15 protein-coding genes are annotated in these 16,726 nt (G+C 71.3%); 7 read left to right on the top strand and 8 right to left on the bottom strand.

Translation table 11 applies throughout. The features are described from left to right. The first annotated feature begins 82 nt into the window (after positions 1-82). Entirely contained in the window at positions 83-1,072 is a 990-nt protein-coding gene (locus Vgi01_RS13865) for a COX15/CtaA family protein (protein ID WP_233196845.1), read from the top strand. Positions 1,073-1,135: 63 nt separating this feature from the next. On the opposite strand, the gene Vgi01_RS13860 is transcribed toward Vgi01_RS13865, so the two are convergent. The 3 genes from Vgi01_RS13860 to Vgi01_RS13850 form a co-directional block, all read right to left on the bottom strand. Beyond that, entirely contained in the window at positions 1,136-2,062 is a 927-nt protein-coding gene (locus Vgi01_RS13860; RefSeq protein ID WP_102658515.1) for an ATP-grasp domain-containing protein, read from the bottom strand. A gap of 6 nt (positions 2,063-2,068) precedes the next feature. Beyond that, positions 2,069-2,404 (bottom strand): hypothetical protein, encoded by a 336-nt coding sequence (locus Vgi01_RS13855; protein ID WP_013734941.1) that lies wholly within the window; start codon positions 2,402-2,404, stop codon positions 2,069-2,071. Positions 2,405-2,703: 299 nt separating this feature from the next. Further along, positions 2,704-3,660 carry a heme o synthase gene (locus Vgi01_RS13850; RefSeq protein ID WP_102658516.1) on the bottom strand — a complete coding sequence of 319 codons (957 nt, stop codon included), beginning with the start codon at positions 3,658-3,660 and terminating at the stop codon, positions 2,704-2,706. A 279-nt stretch (positions 3,661-3,939) separates the two neighbouring features. Between Vgi01_RS13850 and tkt the strand changes: the two genes are divergently transcribed. From tkt to pgl, 6 genes are all read left to right on the top strand, one after another. Next, positions 3,940-6,078 (top strand): transketolase, encoded by a 2,139-nt coding sequence (tkt, locus tag Vgi01_RS13845; protein ID WP_204291284.1) that lies wholly within the window; start codon positions 3,940-3,942, stop codon positions 6,076-6,078. Between the two features lie 17 nt (positions 6,079-6,095). After that, positions 6,096-7,253 carry a transaldolase gene (gene tal / locus Vgi01_RS13840; RefSeq protein WP_102658518.1) on the top strand — a complete coding sequence of 386 codons (1,158 nt, stop codon included), beginning with the start codon at positions 6,096-6,098 and terminating at the stop codon, positions 7,251-7,253. A 48-nt stretch (positions 7,254-7,301) separates the two neighbouring features. Further along, on the top strand, positions 7,302-8,939 hold the full coding sequence (locus Vgi01_RS13835; protein WP_204291283.1) for a glucose-6-phosphate isomerase: 1,638 nt from the start codon (positions 7,302-7,304) through the stop codon (positions 8,937-8,939). 97 nt (positions 8,940-9,036) lie between these two features. Beyond that, a complete protein-coding gene (gene zwf, locus Vgi01_RS13830; RefSeq protein ID WP_102658520.1) occupies positions 9,037-10,551 on the top strand; it encodes a glucose-6-phosphate dehydrogenase in 1,515 nt (504 codons plus the stop codon). Between the two features lie 31 nt (positions 10,552-10,582). After that, positions 10,583-11,599 (top strand): glucose-6-phosphate dehydrogenase assembly protein OpcA, encoded by a 1,017-nt coding sequence (locus Vgi01_RS13825; protein WP_102658521.1) that lies wholly within the window; start codon positions 10,583-10,585, stop codon positions 11,597-11,599. A gap of 60 nt (positions 11,600-11,659) precedes the next feature. Beyond that, positions 11,660-12,424 carry a 6-phosphogluconolactonase gene (gene pgl / locus Vgi01_RS13820; RefSeq protein ID WP_102658522.1) on the top strand — a complete coding sequence of 255 codons (765 nt, stop codon included), beginning with the start codon at positions 11,660-11,662 and terminating at the stop codon, positions 12,422-12,424. Between the two features lie 113 nt (positions 12,425-12,537). On the opposite strand, the gene Vgi01_RS13815 is transcribed toward pgl, so the two are convergent. The 5 genes from Vgi01_RS13815 to gap all read right to left on the bottom strand — a co-directional run bounded on the left by Vgi01_RS13815 (position 12,538) and on the right by gap (position 16,419). Beyond that, positions 12,538-12,882 carry an RNA polymerase-binding protein RbpA gene (locus Vgi01_RS13815; protein WP_102658523.1) on the bottom strand — a complete coding sequence of 115 codons (345 nt, stop codon included), beginning with the start codon at positions 12,880-12,882 and terminating at the stop codon, positions 12,538-12,540. A 136-nt stretch (positions 12,883-13,018) separates the two neighbouring features. Next, positions 13,019-13,273 (bottom strand): preprotein translocase subunit SecG, encoded by a 255-nt coding sequence (gene secG, locus Vgi01_RS13810; protein ID WP_102658524.1) that lies wholly within the window; start codon positions 13,271-13,273, stop codon positions 13,019-13,021. 95 nt (positions 13,274-13,368) lie between these two features. Continuing rightward, the gene (gene tpiA, locus Vgi01_RS13805; RefSeq protein WP_204291282.1) at positions 13,369-14,160 is read right to left on the bottom strand and encodes a triose-phosphate isomerase; all 792 of its coding nucleotides are present in this window, start codon (positions 14,158-14,160) and stop codon (positions 13,369-13,371) included. Next, a complete protein-coding gene (locus Vgi01_RS13800; RefSeq protein WP_204291281.1) occupies positions 14,160-15,383 on the bottom strand; it encodes a phosphoglycerate kinase in 1,224 nt (407 codons plus the stop codon). The genes tpiA and Vgi01_RS13800 overlap by 1 nt, the downstream gene beginning before the upstream one ends. Before the next feature lie 31 nt (positions 15,384-15,414). Next, the gene (gene gap, locus Vgi01_RS13795) at positions 15,415-16,419 is read right to left on the bottom strand and encodes a type I glyceraldehyde-3-phosphate dehydrogenase (protein WP_204291280.1); all 1,005 of its coding nucleotides are present in this window, start codon (positions 16,417-16,419) and stop codon (positions 15,415-15,417) included. Positions 16,420-16,726 lie beyond the last annotated feature (307 nt).

The following is a 16,726-nucleotide window of genomic DNA, read 5'->3' as shown; positions in this document are numbered from 1 at the left end:
TAATTCGACCAGGCCCTGCAAACGGGGGTCCGGTGATCCGAGCCACCGAAAGGGCGGAGTCACCCGATCGGGGACAACTACGGTGCGTAGGATTCGCTCCGTGAAGCGACCTGCCCGGTTCCCGGTCTCCAGCACGCTGCTCCGCCGCCTCGCGTTCGCCAACATCGTGGCGAACGTGGTGATCGTCGTCACCGGCGGGGCGGTCCGGCTGACCGCCTCGGGCCTCGGCTGCCCCACCTGGCCCAGGTGCACCGATGATTCCTACACCACGACCGCCGAGATGGGCGTGCACGGGGTGATCGAATTCGGCAACCGGCTGCTCACCTTCGTCCTGGTGCTGATCGCCGGCGCCGCCCTGCTGGCCGTCCTGGCGCACCGCCCGCGTCGGCGGGGAGCGCTGCCCCTCGTGCTGGCCGTCGTGCTGGGCATCGTGGCGCAGGCCGTGATCGGCGGCATCACCGTACGCACCCAGCTGCACCCCTCGGTCGTGGGCATCCACTTCGTGGTCTCGATGCTGCTGCTGCTCGTCTCGTACGCCCTGTGGCGGCAGGTACGCGAACCCGACGGCCCCAAGGTCGCCCTGGTCCCCCCGGCGCTGCGGGCCCTGACCTGGATCACGGTGGTGGTCAGCGCGGCGGTGATCGTCGTCGGGGTGCTGGTCACCGGCAGCGGTCCGCACGCCGGAGATGCCGACGCGGTCCGCAACGGCCTGGACCCGCAGACCATCTCCCAGGTGCACGCCGACCTGGTCTTCCTGCTGATCGGCCTGACCGTCGGCCTGTGGCTGGCGCTGCGCGCCCTCGGTGCACCGGCCGGGGCGGTACGGGCCGTCCGCACCCTGCTGCTCGTCGAGCTGGCTCAGGGCGTGATCGGCTTCGTGCAGTACTTCACCAACCTGCCGGTGCTGCTGGTGGGCGCCCACATGCTCGGCTCCTGCCTGGTCTGGCTGGCCACCCTGTCGGTGCTCTGGTCGATCCGCGAACGCCGCCCGGCGCACCCCGACCCGACCGGCCCGGCCACGCCGCCCGGAAGCGTCACCCCCGCCCAGGAGCCGGTCACCGCCCACGCCTGACCCGCGCTCCCGCCCGCCCCTGAGCCGACGGAGTCGGCGGTAGGGGTCGGGCGGCGGCGCGGGTCAGGCGGGTGCGTGGGTCAGGTGTGTGTGGATGGCCTCGGCGAGGCGCTCCGGAGCGCCGTCGGCGTAGCCGAGGAACAGGGACGGCTCGGTCAGCTCCAACTCGACAAGCACCGGCGTGCCGTCCGGGCCGGGGATCAGGTCCACCCGGGCGTAGAGCAGGCGGTCCGTCCCGCCGGGCACCACGGCCAGGGTGCGCTCGGCCACCGCGAGCTGGTCTGCGGTGGCGGTACGCGGGCTGATCTCCTCGGGCTTGTACAGCCCTTCGGTGCCCAGGTCGGGACCGGACAGCATCGGCCCCTTGCGGATGGCGTGGCTGAACGCCAGCCCCTGCGGGCCGGCGAGGTAGAGCAGCGCGGTCTCCCCGGCGGTGTCCACCGCGCGCAGGTACGGCTGGATCATGGCGATCCGACCGGCGTCGCCGAGCCGGCGTACGTGCGCCACGGCGAGGTCCCGGTGCTCCGGGTCGGTCAGGTCGTAGCGGCCGGTGTCCTGGCTGCCGGCGCTGATCGACGGTTTGACGACGTACTCGCCGTCGTCGGCGGGCGGCTGCCACGACTCACCGGGCAGCACCCAGCCGGTGGGTACGGTCGGCACCCCGGCGGCACGCAGTTCGTCGAGGTAGCGCTTGTCGGTGTTCCAGCGCACCACGTCGGCCGGGTTGACCAGTCGGGGCACCCGGGCCGCCCAGGCGACGAAGTCGTCGCGGCGGGACATGTAGTCCCAGGGTGAGCGGAGCACGACCAGGTCGTAGTCGGCCCAGTCGACGGCCGGGTCGTCCCAGACGACCGGTTCGGCGGCGATGTCGCGGGCGGCCAGCGGTGCGATCACGAGGCGATCGTCCGCTTCGAGATCGGCGAATTCGGTACAGGTGACGAGAGCGACCCGGGGTTTCCCCCGGGCCGGCTGGTGGTGGTGGTCGGTCAATTTATGTCAACGGGCCATCGTGCGACGGGCCATCGAACGCCAAAGGTCGTTGCTCGGGCGCATCTGGTCCATCAGTTCCCGCTCCCAGGCGTTCTCCACGGCAACCCCGGCCTGCGCGCAGGCCTCCCGGGCGACGACCGTGTCCTCTGCGAACTGGTCTCCCCAGGCACCGTCCGAACCCACCAGGACGATCCGGGCACCTCGCTTGCCGACGTACTCGATGACCGCTTTCGCCCCGCCATGTCCGGCGGCGAACGACCTGATCCCCGCGACCAGCCCGTTGGGGGCCGAGCCGGAGGGGGTCTGTTCAGCCGTCAGCGTCGTATCGGAACCATCTGCCATAACGAGAAGCCTAAGCAAACAAGGTGCCGAAGGTAGGAGAACCGTAAGCTTTTTGTGATACCGATAACGCAAAGGTTTAGGGAAACGGGATACCTTTTCGCCCGTATTTATCCGGTCTAAATCGGCCATAACCACCGGTCAGATGGGGCCCAATCGGCCAGGAACACGCGGAACCCGTCGTGGCCTACCTACGGCGACAATTCAGACACCCACATCGACTGCTGCCACTTGATAAGAAGGAACCCTTCCTATACTGCGGCGTCGAAACGGGACCTACCGGGCGTCTCGGCGGAACGCGCTCAGAGGAGCGCGTCGAGGGCGGCGGCGGCGAAGACGATGGTCAGGTAGGTCGTGGACCAGTGGAACAGCCGCATCGGCTTGACCGCCTCGCCCCGCCGGGCCCGCCCGGCCAGCTTGTGCGCCTCGACGATGAAGATCGCGCCCACCACCAGCGTCGGAACGCCGTACACCGGGCTCAGGCCCAGCGCCCAGACGGCCAGCGAGGAGAGCACCGTCAGCCAGGCGAAGAACACGATCTCGGCGTTCACCCGCCGGACGGAGGCCACCACCGGCAGCATCGGAATGCCCGCGCGGGCGTAGTCGTCCTTGTACTTCATCGCCAGGGGGTAGAAGTGCGGCATCTGCCAGAAGAAGACCACCGCGAACAGCCCCCAGGCCACCGGCGACAGCGAACCGGTCACCGCCGCCCAGCCGATCAACACCGGCGCGGCCCCGCAGGCCCCGCCCCAGAAGGTGTTCGCCGTGGTGGTCCGCTTCAACCACAGCGTGTAGACCAGGTCGTAGTAGACGATCGCGGCCAGGGTCAGCCCGGCGGCGAGCAGGTTGGTGAAGGCCGCCATCAGCACGACCGAGACCACCGCCAGCACCAGACCGAAGATCAGGGCGTTACGCGGCGTCACGGTGTGCGCGGGCAGCGGCCGACGCTTGGTCCGCCGCATCACCTGGTCGATGTCGCGGTCGATGTAGCAGTTGAGGACACTGGCGGCACCGGCGGCGAGCGAGCCGCCGACGAGCACCACCGCGACCAGCCACAGCGACGGCAGCCCGCCGTGCGCGAGCATCATCGCCGGCACGGTGGTGACCAGCAGCAGCTCGACGATGCGCGGCTTGGTCAACGACACGTACGCGGCCACCACCGCCCGCACGTCGCGGGACCGGGCCGGCGAGTGCTCCGCCGAGCGCACCGGCGACTCCCCGGCAGGGTCACTGACCGGGCGCTCGGTGATCATGCTCACGGATTGCCACCTTCCGGCGTCGCCAGGGGAGATCGGGCGGTCGGACCCGTCGGATCCACACACAACCGCCCCACACACTACGCGTTGTCGTTTTGGCTGCCCGGGCGACCCGGCAACGGTGCGAACCGTCACACCGGAGGCTGATCGTCCCAGCTGAACCGGCCGGCCGGGGCGAACCGTACAGACCAGCATGCTGAGATCCTCGGGCGCACGTTCCGGGACGCTCGATAGGGTCACCAGTGAGGGTTCCGCCCATCTCGCCGAGGAGCACTAACCACCGTGGCTGCCAAACGACCCGAGCACCCCGCACTTGACTGGTCCGACCTCGACCGCCGTGCCGTGGACACCGTCCGCGTGCTGGCCATGGACGCCGTGGAGAAATCCGGCAACGGCCACCCCGGTACGGCGATGAGTCTCGCCCCCGCGGCATACCTGTTGTTCAACCGGGTCATGCGGCACAACCCGGCCGACCCGTCGTGGCCCGGTCGGGACCGCTTCGTGCTGTCCGCCGGCCACTCCAGCCTGACGCTGTACATCCAGCTCTTCCTGGCCGGCTACCCGCTCAGCCTGGACGACCTGAAGTCGCTGCGGCAGTGGGGCTCGCTCACCCCGGGCCACCCGGAGCACGGGCACACCCCGGGCGTGGAGACCACCACCGGCCCGCTCGGGCAGGGTCTGGGCAACGCCGTCGGCATGGCCATGGCGGCGCGCCGCGAGCGTGGTCTGTTCGACCCCGAGACCGAGCCGGGCGAGTCGGTGTTCGACCACCACATCTGGTGCATCGCCTCCGACGGTGACATCGAGGAGGGCATCAGCCACGAGGCCAGCGCCCTCGCCGGTCACCAGCAGCTGGGCAACCTCTGCGTGATCTACGACGACAACGAGATCTCGATCGAGGACGACACCCGCATCGCGATGAGCGAGGACGTGTCGGCCCGCTACGCGGCGTACGGCTGGCACGTGCAGACGGTCGACTGGCGACGTGGCGACGCCGACCAGGGCGACTACCACGAGAACGTCGAGGAGCTGTACGCGGCGCTGCTGGCCGCCAGGGCGGAGACCGGCCGTCCGTCGTTCATCGCGCTGCGCACCATCATCGGCTGGCCGGCACCGAACAAGCAGAACACCGGCAAGATCCACGGCTCGGCGCTCGGCGCCGACGAGGTGGCCGCCACCAAGGAGATCCTCGGCTTCGACCCGGCCGGTTCGTTCGAGGTCACCGAGGAGGTGCTCGCCCACGCCCGGGGTGCCCTGCGCCGCGGCGAGGCCGAGCAGCAGGAGTGGACCACCGCCTTCGGCGCCTGGTCCGAGGCCAACCCGCAGCGTCGCGCGCTCTACGACCGGCTGGCCGCGCGGGCCCTGCCGGAGGGCTGGACGGAGGCGCTGCCGGAGTTCCCGGCCGACGCCAAGGGCGTGGCTACCCGGGCCGCCTCGGGCAAGGTGCTGGGCGCCCTCGCCCCGGTGCTGCCCGAGCTGTGGGGTGGCTCCGCCGACCTGGCCGAGAGCAACAACACCACGATGAAGGGCGAGCCCTCCTTCGTGCCGAGCCAGTACGCCACCAAGGAGTTCCCCGGCCACGAGTACGGCCGCACGCTGCACTTCGGCATCCGTGAGCACGCCATGGGCGCGATCCTCAACGGCATCGCCCTGCACGGCGGCACCCGCCCGTACGGCGGCACCTTCCTGGTGTTCAGCGACTACATGCGGCCCTCGGTACGGCTGGCCGCGCTGATGAAGCTGCCGGTGACCTACGTCTGGACGCACGACTCGATCGGCCTCGGCGAGGACGGCCCGACCCACCAGCCGGTGGAGCACCTGACCGCGCTGCGCGCCATCCCCGGCCTGGACGTGGTCCGCCCGGCCGACGCCAACGAGACGGTCTGGGCGTGGCGGCAGGCGCTGGAGCACACCGACCGGCCGACCGCGCTGGCGTTGAGCCGCCAGCCGCTGCCGACCCTGGACCGCTCCCAGCTGGCCGGTGCGGACGGCGTCGCCAAGGGCGGCTACGTGCTGGCCGAGGCGTCCAACGGCAAGCCGCAGGTGATCATCATCGGCACCGGCTCCGAGGTGCAGCTCTGCCTGACCGCCCGGGAGCGGCTGGAGGCCGACGGCACCCCGACCCGGGTGGTGTCGATGCCCTGCCAGGAGTGGTTCTTCGAGCAGGACGAGGCGTACCGGGAGTCGGTGCTGCCGCGCGGGGTAAAGGCCCGGGTGAGCGTGGAGGCGGGCATCGCGATGTCCTGGCGCGGAATCGTCGGTGACTGCGGCGAGAGCGTCAGCCTGGAGCACTACGGCGCCAGCGCCCCGCACTCGGTGCTGTTCGAGCAGTTCGGCTTCACCCCTGACCGGATCGTCGCCGCCGCGCACGCGGCGCTGACCCGCGTCGGGGACATCACCGGTTTCACCACCGGCAACTGAGGGGAGCGTTGGCGCACATGACGACCGACAGGCTTGGTGAGCTGTCCGCCGCGAAGGTGGCGGTCTGGCTCGACGACCTTTCCCGGGTACGACTGTCCTCCGGTGGGCTGGACCAGCTGCGCCGGGACAAGCACGTGGTCGGGGTGACCACCAACCCGACGATCTTCGCCAAGGCGTTGAGCGACGCCGACACCTACGACGGGCAGCTGCGTGACCTGGCCGTGCGGGGTGTCGACGTCGAGGAGGCGGTCCGCATGCTCACCACGTACGACGTGCGGTGGGCCTGCGACGTGATGCGTCCGGCGTACGACGCCAGCGGCGGGGTCGACGGCCGGGTCTCCATCGAGGTGGACCCGCGGCTGGCCCACGAGGCGGAGCGCACCGTGGCCGAGGCCAAGGCGCTGTGGTGGCTGGTCGACCGGCCGAACCTGTTCATCAAGATCCCGGCGACCCAGGACGGCCTGCCGGCGATCACCGCCACGCTGGCCGAGGGGATCAGCGTCAACGTGACGCTGATCTTCGGGCTGGACCGCTACTCGCAGGTGATGGAGGCCTTCCTCGCCGGCATGGAGCAGGCCAGGGCCAACGGCCACGACCTGTCCAAGATCGCCTCGGTGGCCTCGTTCTTCGTCTCCCGCGTCGACAGCGAGGTGGACAAGCGGCTGGAGAAGATCGGCTCGGACGAGGCCAAGGGGCTGCGCGGCAAGGCCGCCGTGGCCAACGCCCGGCTGGCGTACGAGCGTTACAGCGAGGTCTTCGGCAGCGACCGCTGGCAGGCCCTCGCCGATGCCGGGGCGCACCCGCAGCGCCCGCTGTGGGCCTCCACCTCGACGAAGAACCCGGACTACCGGGACGTCATCTACGTCGAGGAGCTGATCGCCCCCGGAACGGTCAACACCATGCCGGAGGCGGTCATCCACGCCTACGCTGAGCACGGCGAGACCCGTCCCGACACCGTCACCGACGCGTACGACGACGCCCGGCAGGTCTTCGAGCGGCTCGCCGCGGTCGGCGTCGACATGGCCGACGTGATCGAGACGCTGGAACGTGAGGGCGTGGAGAAGTTCGAAGCCAGCTGGCAGGAGCTGCTCGACGGCGTACGCAAGTCGTTGGTCGCCGCTGCCCAGGGCACCGGTCACCCGGGTGGTGCCGCGCAGGCCGGAGGAGCTGCGTGACGGTTCGCCCCGGCGTCGCTCACGCCGCCGCCCGCGACGGGCGGCGGCGTGGGTGATCTGCTGGCCGCACCGGTCGAGGCCGCTGGCGGTCTCGCGGTGCACGGCGCGCGGGCGGTGGACGCCGGCGCACCGGCGTCCACCCGGCAGGCGTTCGTCGACGCCGACGTACCGCGCCGGCTGGTCGCCAGGGATCCGACGCTGTGGGGTCCGCACGCGGTCGGCCGGCTCGGCTGGCTGGACGCCCACCGGCGGGGCCGCGAGCTGCTCCCCCAGCTCGCCGAGCTGAGCGCGGAGCTGGCCGACCTGGATCACGTGGTGCTCGCCGGCCCGGGTGGCCCGTCGCTCGCGACGCAGGTCGTCGCCCGGACCACCGGTCGGGCGCTGACCGTGCTCGACACCACCGACCCTGGTCGGGTACGCGCCACGCTGGCCGACCGGCTGGTCCGCACCGTCGTCGTGCTGGCCGGCGCGTCCGGCAGCACGCTGGCGGCCGACTGTCTCCGGCGCGCCTACCGGCAGGCGTTCCTCGACTCGGGGATGGCCGAGTCGGAGGTGGGGCGGCACTTCGTCGTGGTCACCGATCCGGGCTCGCCGCTGGCGGCGGTCGCCGCCGAACTCGGCGCGATCACCGTGCCCGCCGACCCCGAGGTCGACGGGGGCTTCGCGGCGCTGACCGCGTACGCGTTAGTCCCCTGCGCGCTCGCCGGGGTCGCGGTGGCCGACCTGCTCGACCAGGCCGAGGAGTTCGCGGCCACACTGGACGGTGCCGACGCGAATCCGGGCCTGGCGCTCGGTGCGGCGCTGGCCACCGCCGCCACGACCGGACGGGACACGGTCGTCCTGGTCGACGACGGCACCGGCGTCGAAGGGCTGGGCGACTGGGTCGGGCAGTTGCTCGCCGAGTCCACCGGCAAGGACGGGCTCGGTCTCCTGCCGGTGGTGGTCGAGTCACCGGACAGCCCTCGCCTGACCGGCCCCGACCGACTCACCGTCAGCTACGGCGGCGCGCTCGCCGCGGGTGACCTGCCGGCCCTCGGCGTCACCCCCGACATCGCGGTGAACGGCCCGCTCGGCGCCCACTTCCTGGCCTGGCAGTACGCCACCGCCCTGGCCGCCGACGTGCTCGGCGTGGACCCGTTCGACCGGCCGGACGTGACCGCGGCCGACGAACACACCGCCGCCGTGCTGGCGCACCGCCCGCCGGCACCGACACCGTCGTCGGTCGAGAGCACGATCGAGGTGTACGCCCCGGCGGGCACACCGGCGGACCTGACCGGCGCGCTCCGGCACCTGCTGTCCGGGCTGGACGACGGCGGCTACCTGGCGGTCACGGCGTACCTCGACCAGCACGCCGACGCCGACGCGGCCCGGCTGCGTCCATTGCTGGCGCAGCTCACCGCCCGGCCGGTCACCTTCGACTGGGGGCCACGCCACCGGCACGCCGCCGGTCAGTACCACAACGGTGGCCCACGGTTGGGTAGCTTTCTTCAGATAACCGGTACGGTCGATGTTGATCTGCCGGTGCCCGGCGAGCCGTACTCCTTCGGTGAGTTGCAGGCGGCGCAGGCCGCCGGCGACCGGCAGGCCCTGGCCGGTCACGAGCGTCCGCTGTTACGGCTGCACCTGACCAACCGATCGGCGGGCCTGGCCCAACTGCTCGACGCGGTCGGATCGCTGCGGGCATGACGATGAACGATGTGGACGACCAGGATCGGGAAGGCACCGTGAGCGCGAGGAGTGAGCCGATCCTGCGAGCCCCGCAGTCGCGAACAGAGGAGACAGAGTGAACCCGCTGCGCGACCCGCAGGACCGGCGACTGCCCCGGATCCCGGAGCCCTGCGCTCTGGTGATCTTCGGGGTGACCGGCGACCTGGCCCAGAAGAAGCTGATCCCGGCGGTCTACGACCTGGCCAACCGGGGGCTGTTGCCGCCCGGGTTCGTGGTCGTCGGGTTCGCCCGGCGGGACTGGGCCGACGGTGACTTCGCGACGCTGGCCCGGGAGGCGGCCAAGGCACACTCGCGCACACCGTGGCGCGAGGAGGTCTGGTCACGGCTGGAACACAACATCAAGTTCGTCGGCGGCTCGTTCGACGACGACACCGCCTTCGACCGGCTCACCCAGTGCCTGAACGGCCTGCGTGACAGCCACGGCATCCACGGCAACGTGGCGTTCTACTTCTCCATTCCACCGGCCGCGTTCCCGGTGGTGCTCAAGCAGTTGGCCCGTACCGGGATGGCCGACAACGACAAGTGCGGCGGCTGGCGCCGGGTGGTGGTGGAGAAGCCGTTCGGGCACGACCTGCCGTCGGCGAAGGCCCTCAACGATCTGGTGGACGACGTGTTCACCCGACGCGACGTGTTCCGCATCGACCACTACCTGGGCAAGGAAACCGTCCAGAACATCCTCGCCCTGCGCTTCGCCAACAGCCTCTTCGAGCCGTTGTGGAACTCGCAGTACGTCGACTCGGTGCAGATCACCATGGCCGAGGACGTCGGCATCGGCTCCCGGGCCGGCTTCTACGACTCCGTCGGCACCGCCCGCGACGTGTTGCAGAACCACCTGCTGCAACTGCTCGCCCTGGTCGCCATGGAGGAGCCGACCAGCTTCGACGCCGACGAGATCCGGGCCGAGAAGCTCAAGGTGCTCAAGGCCATCACCCTGCCCAAGGACGTCAGCCAGGGCACCGTACGCGGGCAGTACCTGCCCGGCTGGGTCGGCGGCCAACGCGCCAAGGGCTACCTGGAAGAGGACGGCGTCCCGCCGACCTCGACCACCGAGACGTACGTGGCGGTGCGGCTGGGCATCCAGAACCGCCGCTGGGCCGAGGTGCCGTTCTACATCCGGGCCGGCAAGCGCCTGCCCCGGCGGGTGACCGAGGTCGCGGTGATGTTCAAGCGGGCACCGCACCTGCCGTTCACCCCCACCGACATGGAGATGCTCGGCAACAACCAGCTGGTCATCCGGGTCCAGCCGGACGAGGGCGTGGTGCTCAAGTTCGGGTCCAAGGTGCCCGGCACCACGATGGAGGTCCGCGACATCGCGATGGACTTCCAGTACGGCGAGGCGTTCACCGAGTCCAGCCCCGAGGCGTACGAGCGGCTCGTGCTGGACGTGCTGATCGGCGACCGGACGCTGTTCCCGGACGCCGCCGAGGTCGAGCAGAGCTGGGCCGTGGTGGACCCGCTGGAACACGCCTGGGAGGGCACCAAGCCCGAGCCCTACCGGGCCGGCGAGTGGGGTCCCCGCGCCGCCGACACGATGCTGGCCCGCGAAGGCCGGGCCTGGCGGCGGGCGTGACCGGGCACCACGAGCGAACCTGGAGGCTCCGTTGATCGGACTGTGGGACACCACCGGCAACGAGGTGGTCAAGGCACTCGCCGCCGAGCGGCGCAGCGCCGGTGGGGTGGCCAGCGGCATGGCGCTGACCCTGATCGTGGTGGTCGACGAGAAGCGGGTACGCGACGCGGAGGCGGCAGCCACCATCGCCGCCGCCGCGCACCCGTGCCGGCTGCTGGTGGTCGTACGCTCCGATCTGGAACGCGACCGCAGCCGGCTCGACGCGGAGATCGTCGTCGGCGGGCGGCTGGGCCCCTGCGAGGCGGTCGTCATGCGGATGTACGGCCGGCTGGCGTTGCACGCCGAGTCGGTGGTGATGCCGCTGCTGGTGCCGGACGTGCCGGTGGTGACCTGGTGGCACGGCGAGCCGCCGGCGGAGATCGCCACCGACTTCCTCGGTGTGGTCGCCGACCGGCGGATCACCGACTCGGCCCAGGCCGCCGACCCGATCGAGGCGCTGCGGCAACGTGCCCGCGACTACGCGCCCGGCGACACCGATCTCGCCTGGACCCGGATCACCCCGTGGCGGGCCGTGGTGGCGGGTGCCTTCGACACCACCGAGGCGCAGCTGGTCGACGCGGCGGTGGTCGCGCCGCCGAGCGACCCGACGGCTGCGCTGATGCGCGGCTGGTTGCGCAGCCGGTTGGGCATCAAGCCCCGCTGGGAGCGGACCAAGGAGTTCCCCCGGATGCGCGAGGTGCAGCTGCGCTGCGCCAACAGCGACGAGCTGACGCTGACCCGGGACGACAACGTGGCCATCTTCCGGCGTACCGGCCAGGAGGACCGCATCCTGCCGCTGGTCCGTCGGCCGCTCGGCGACGAGTTGGCCGAGGAGCTGCGCCGGCTCGGCCCCGACCAGGTGTACGCGGAGGCGCTGGGTGCCTTCGCCGGGCTGACCACCCTCGACCGTCGTCCCGGCCAGCGGGTGCACGTCTGGAAGGACCCGGCCACCGCCGAGCGGGCCGAGGCCGGTGTCACCGCGCACACGTCGACAAGCGCTCAACCCTGACCGATCCCACCCCGGGGTACGGCACGACACCGACCGCTGTGACGGTCGTGGAAGGACACCATGAGTGAGGCGAGTGTCGCCGTACACGCCGATGCCGATCTGCTGGCACAGGCGGTGGCGGCGCGGTTGGTGGTGAAGCTGCTCGACGCGCAGGCCGAGCGCGGGCAGGCGGCGGTGGTGCTCACCGGCGGTCGGATCGCCGCCGCCGTCTACCGGGCCGTTGGCGCCCTGCCGGCGAAGGACGCGGTGGACTGGTCCCGGGTCGACTTCTGGTGGGGTGACGAACGGTTCCTGCCCGCCGGTGACCCGGAGCGCAACGAGACCCAGGCCCGCGCGGCGCTGCTCGACGCGTTGCCGGTGGCGCCGGAGCGGATCCACCCGATGCCGCCCTCCGACGCCGGTCTCGACCCGGAGGAGGCCGCCGCGCAGTACGCGGCCGAACTGGCCCGGGCCGCCCGGCCCGGCACCGCCGCGCTCCCCCACTTCGACGTGCTGATGCTCGGCGTCGGCGAGGACGGGCACGTCGCCTCGGTCTTCCCCGAGCACCCGGTGCACTACGAGAGCCGCCCGGTCAGCGCGGTACGGGGCAGCCCGAAGCCGCCACCGGTGCGGATCACCCTCACCCTGCCGACGATCAACACGGCCGAGGAGGTGTGGCTGGTCGCCGGTGGCGCGGACAAGGCGCACGCGGTGGGCATGGCCCTGGCCGGCGCCGGCCCGGTGCAGATCCCCGCAGCCGGTGTGCAGGGCACCAGCCGCACCCTGTGGCTGCTGGACCGCGCCGCCGCAGCCACCGTCCCCGCCCGCTTCCGCAGCCTGCGGTGAAAGGAAGGGCCCCTTATTAACGCCTCGCGTAGTAAAGGGGCCCCCTCCTAACATCGCCTGGCGGAACGGTGACGCGCAGGCGGAGCGACGCTCAGGCGGGGCTCAGGCGGGGCTCAGCGGCCGCCACGCCGGTTGCGCAGGGCGGCGAGAGCCTCGGCGAGGATCGCCTCCCCCTCGGCGTCGGTACGCCGCTCCTTCACGTACGCCAGGTGGGTCTTGTAGGGCTCGGCGCGGACCCGGCCGGGCGGGTCCTGGGCGTCGGGGCCGGCCGGCAGCCCGCAGCGGGGGCAGTCCCACAGCTCCGGGGCCGCCGCGTCGGCGGCGATGCGGATGTCGGTGCGGTGCCCGTTGCGGCACCAGAAGCTGACCGACCGGCACGGCACCGGCCGGTGGCGTTCGGGGTGGCGTGGCGGCGCTGACCCGACTCGGGCGCCCCGGATGACGTTGCCGTTCGACACGGCGCTCGCTCCTGTCGTCGGAGGGGACCGCCGTCCAGTGGTGGACGGCGGGCGACGCGGTGCAGCGGGTGAAACGGACTGCGCGCGGCCCGTCGATGACGGACCGCGCGCAGATTGTACGACTGGCGGCGCCTGATCAGACGCCCACCTGCAACCGGAGCCAGAGGCCGAGCCCGACGATGCAGGCGAACCAGACGATGCCCACCAGCACGGTGTAGCGGTCGAGGTTCTTCTCAGCCACTGACGAGCCGGCCAGGCTGGAGCTGACGCCACCGCCGAACATGCTGGACATCCCACCACCCTTACCGCGGTGCAGCAGAATAAGCAGGACGAGCATGAAGCTCGTGATGACCAGCAACACGATCAACGTGTAGGCGAACCAGATCGGCATGGCGGGGGTCAGTCCTCTCGTTACGATCCTCGCCCGGGCAGTTCGGGCACGGCGGCACCGACCGGCGGACGGGCGGAGTCAAGGATAGCGAGCGATCAGCCGGTGATGTGCTCCGGGAACCGGCAGATCTTCGCGAACTCCTCGGCGTCGAGGCTGGCACCGCCCACCAGAGCGCCGTCCACATCCGGCTGCGCCATGATCGACGCCACGTTCGAGGACTTCACCGAGCCGCCGTAGAGGACCCGTACCTGGTCCGCGGTGGCCTGGTCGAAGGTCTCGGCGAGCCGGGTACGCAGCGCGCCGCACACCTCCTGGGCGTCCTCGGGGGTGGCGGTCTTGCCGGTGCCGATCGCCCAGACCGGCTCGTAGGCCACCACGACCTTGGTCACCTGCTCGGCGGAGAGCCCCTTGAGCGCCCCGTCGAGCTGCGCGGCGCAGTGCGCGACCTGCCCGCCCTGCTCCCGGACGTCGAGCCCCTCCCCCACGCAGAGGATCGGGGTGAGCCCGTTGGCCAGCGCGGCCTGCACCTTGGCACCCACCAGCGCGTCGTCCTCGCGGTGGTACTCCCGCCGCTCGGAGTGCCCGACCACCACGTACGTGCAGCCGAGCTTGGCCAGCATCGACCCGGCGACCTCGCCGGTGTAGGCGCCCGAGGCGTGCGCGGAGAGGTCCTGCGCCCCGTAGCCGATCAGCAGCTTGTCGCCCTCCACGACGGTCTGCACCGTCCGCAGGTCGGTGAACGGCGGCAGGACCACCGTCTCCACCTCGGTGAGCTGCTTCTCGGTGAGGCTGGCCGCCAGCTTCTGCACCAGCAGGTTGGCCTCGAGGTGGTTGAGGTTCATCTTCCAGTTGCCGGCCATCAGGGGCCGGCGGGGAGCGCTCGCCATCAGTTCTCCAGGGCCGCGATGCCGGGGAGGGTCTTGCCCTCCAGGTACTCCAGGGAGGCGCCGCCGCCGGTGGAGATGTGTCCGAAGGACTTCTCGTCCAGGCCCAGGGCCCGCACCGCGGCGGCCGAGTCACCGCCACCGACGACGCTGAACGCGTCGGACTCGGCGATCGCCTCGGCGACACCCCGGGTGCCGTTGGCGAACGCCGCCATCTCGAACACGCCCATCGGGCCGTTCCAGAAGATCGTCCGCGCGTTGGCCGTGCCGTCGGCCGACGAGCCGCGCAGCGCGGCGGCGAAGCCGGCCACCGTCTCCGGCCCGATGTCCAGGCCGACCCGGTGGCTGGGGATGCCGTTGGCCGGGACCACGTCGTGCGCGGCGTCCGGGGCGAAGGCGTCCGCGGCCACCACGTCGACCGGGAGCATGATCTTGCCCTCGGAGCGCTCCAGCAGATTGCGGCAGGTCTCGACCATGTCCTTCTCCAGCAGCGAGGTGCCCACCTCGTGGCCCTGCGCCTTGAGGAAGGTGAAGCACATGCCGCCGCCGATGAGCAGCCGGTCGACCGTGGGCAGCAGCGCCTCGATCACCGCGAGCTTGTCGGAGACCTTGGAACCACCGAGCACCACGACGTACGGCCGCTCCGGGTTGCCGGTGAGCGTGGAGAGCACCTCCACCTCGCGCAGCACCAGGCGACCGGCGACGTGCGGCAGCCGCGCCGGCACGTCGTAGACGCTTGCGTGCTTGCGGTGCACCGCACCGAAGGCGTCGTCGACGTACGCGTCACCGAACGCGGCGAGCTGGTCGGCGAACGCACCCCGCTCGGCGTCGTCCTTGCTGGTCTCCCCCTTGTTGAACCGGAGGTTCTCCAGCAGCGCGACCTCGCCGTCGGCAAGCGCCGACACGGTCGCCTGAGCGGACTCGCCGACCGTGTCGGTGGCGAAGTGCACCGGGGCGCCGAGCAGCTCACCCAGCCGCCCGGCAACCGGACTGAGGCTGAACTGCGGGTCCGGGCTGCCCTTCGGGCGGCCCAGGTGCGAGCAGACGACCACCTTGGCGCCGGCCTCGGTGAGCGCACCCAGGGTCGGCAGGACGGCCCGGATGCGGCCGTCGTCGGTGATGGCACCGGTCTGCTTGTCGAGCGGGACGTTCAGGTCGGCGCGCACCAGCACGCGCCGACCCGACACCCCCTCGGCGAGCAGATCGTCGAGGGTACGGATGCTCACGGAGCTAGCCTCCCGTTCGTGAGCTGCTCGCTCACAGCGACTGACCGACCAGCTTGACGAGGTCGACGAGGCGGTTGGAGTAGCCCCACTCGTTGTCGTACCAGCCGACGACCTTGACCTGGTTGCCGATGACCTTGGTCAGCGGCGCGTCGAAGATGCACGACGCCGGGTCGGTGACGATGTCGGCGGAGACGATCGGGTCCTCGTTGTAGGTGAGGATGCCCCGCAGCGGACCCTCGGCGGCGGCCTTGAGCGCGGCGTTGACCTCGTCCACCGTGGTCTCCCGACCGACGGTGACGGTGAGGTCGGTGGCCGAGCCGGTGGGGATCGGCACCCGCAGCGCGTACCCGTCGAGCTTGCCCTTGAGGTCCGGCAGCACCAGGCCGATGGCCTTGGCCGCACCGGTCGAGGTCGGCACGATGTTCACCGCGGCGGCGCGGGCCCGACGCAGGTCGGAGTGCGGCGCGTCCTGCAGGTTCTGGTCCTGGGTGTACGCGTGGATGGTGGTCATCAGACCACGCTCGATGCCGAACGTGTCGTGCAGCACCTTCGCCATCGGCGCGAGGCAGTTGGTGGTGCAGGAGGCGTTCGAGATGATGTTGTGCTTGGCCGGGTCGTACGAGCCCTCGTTGACGCCCATCACGACGGTGACGTCCTCGTTCTTGGCCGGCGCCGAGATGATGACCTTCTTGGCCCCGCCGTCGAGGTGCGCCTTGGCCTTGTTGGCGTCGGTGAAGAAGCCGGTGGACTCGATGACCACGTCGACGTTCAGGTCACCCCACGGCAGGGCGGCCGGGTCACGCTCGGCGTACGCCTTGATGGTCTTGCCACCGACGGTGATCTCGTCGGCGGTCGCCTTCACCTCGTGCGGGAGGCGGCCCAGGATGCTGTCGTACTTGACAAGGTGGGCCAGCGTGGCGTTGTCGGTGAGGTCGTTGACGGCAACGACCTCCACGTCAGCGCCGGACGCCAGCACTGCCCGGAAGAAGTTACGGCCGATTCGGCCGAAGCCGTTGATGCCAACCCGGATGGTCACAGGTCCCATCTCCTCGCGTTCTGGTCCGCCGGCGTGGAGACCCTCGGCCGGCGAAGTGATGTGCGCCGACCGTTGGAGCCGGCCGTTGACGATTCATCTCGGCCACCCCGCCGCGGTCCGAGGGACCTGACCGCCCGAGGCGGTGGGTACGGCGGGTGCGCCGGTTCCGGCCCCCTTGCCGTACGCAAGCGACCCTATCCGAGCGCGTCGAGCCGCGCTGCGTCGGGTGGTTGCCCACCCACGCCACACGGGACGTCACACCGCGCCGACAGGGCGCGCCGGCGAAACACCGGCCCGCCCACGCCGG

It is taken from the genome of Micromonospora gifhornensis (genome assembly GCF_016863515.1).
Taxonomy (GTDB): domain Bacteria; phylum Actinomycetota; class Actinomycetes; order Mycobacteriales; family Micromonosporaceae; genus Micromonospora; species Micromonospora gifhornensis.
This window is presented reverse-complemented; position numbering and strand designations above follow the sequence as displayed.

Excerpts from the sequence above, each read along its gene's own strand:
- Vgi01_RS13855 (WP_013734941.1), bottom strand. The coding sequence starts at position 2,404 with ATGGCAGATGGTTCCGATACGACGCTGACGGCTGAACAGACCCCCTCC.
- pgl (WP_102658522.1), top strand. The coding sequence starts at position 11,660 with ATGAGTGAGGCGAGTGTCGCCGTACACGCCGATGCCGATCTGCTGGCA.
- tal (WP_102658518.1), top strand. The coding sequence starts at position 6,096 with ATGACGACCGACAGGCTTGGTGAGCTGTCCGCCGCGAAGGTGGCGGTC.
- secG (WP_102658524.1), bottom strand. The coding sequence starts at position 13,273 with ATGCCGATCTGGTTCGCCTACACGTTGATCGTGTTGCTGGTCATCACG.
- tpiA (WP_204291282.1), bottom strand. The coding sequence starts at position 14,160 with ATGGCGAGCGCTCCCCGCCGGCCCCTGATGGCCGGCAACTGGAAGATG.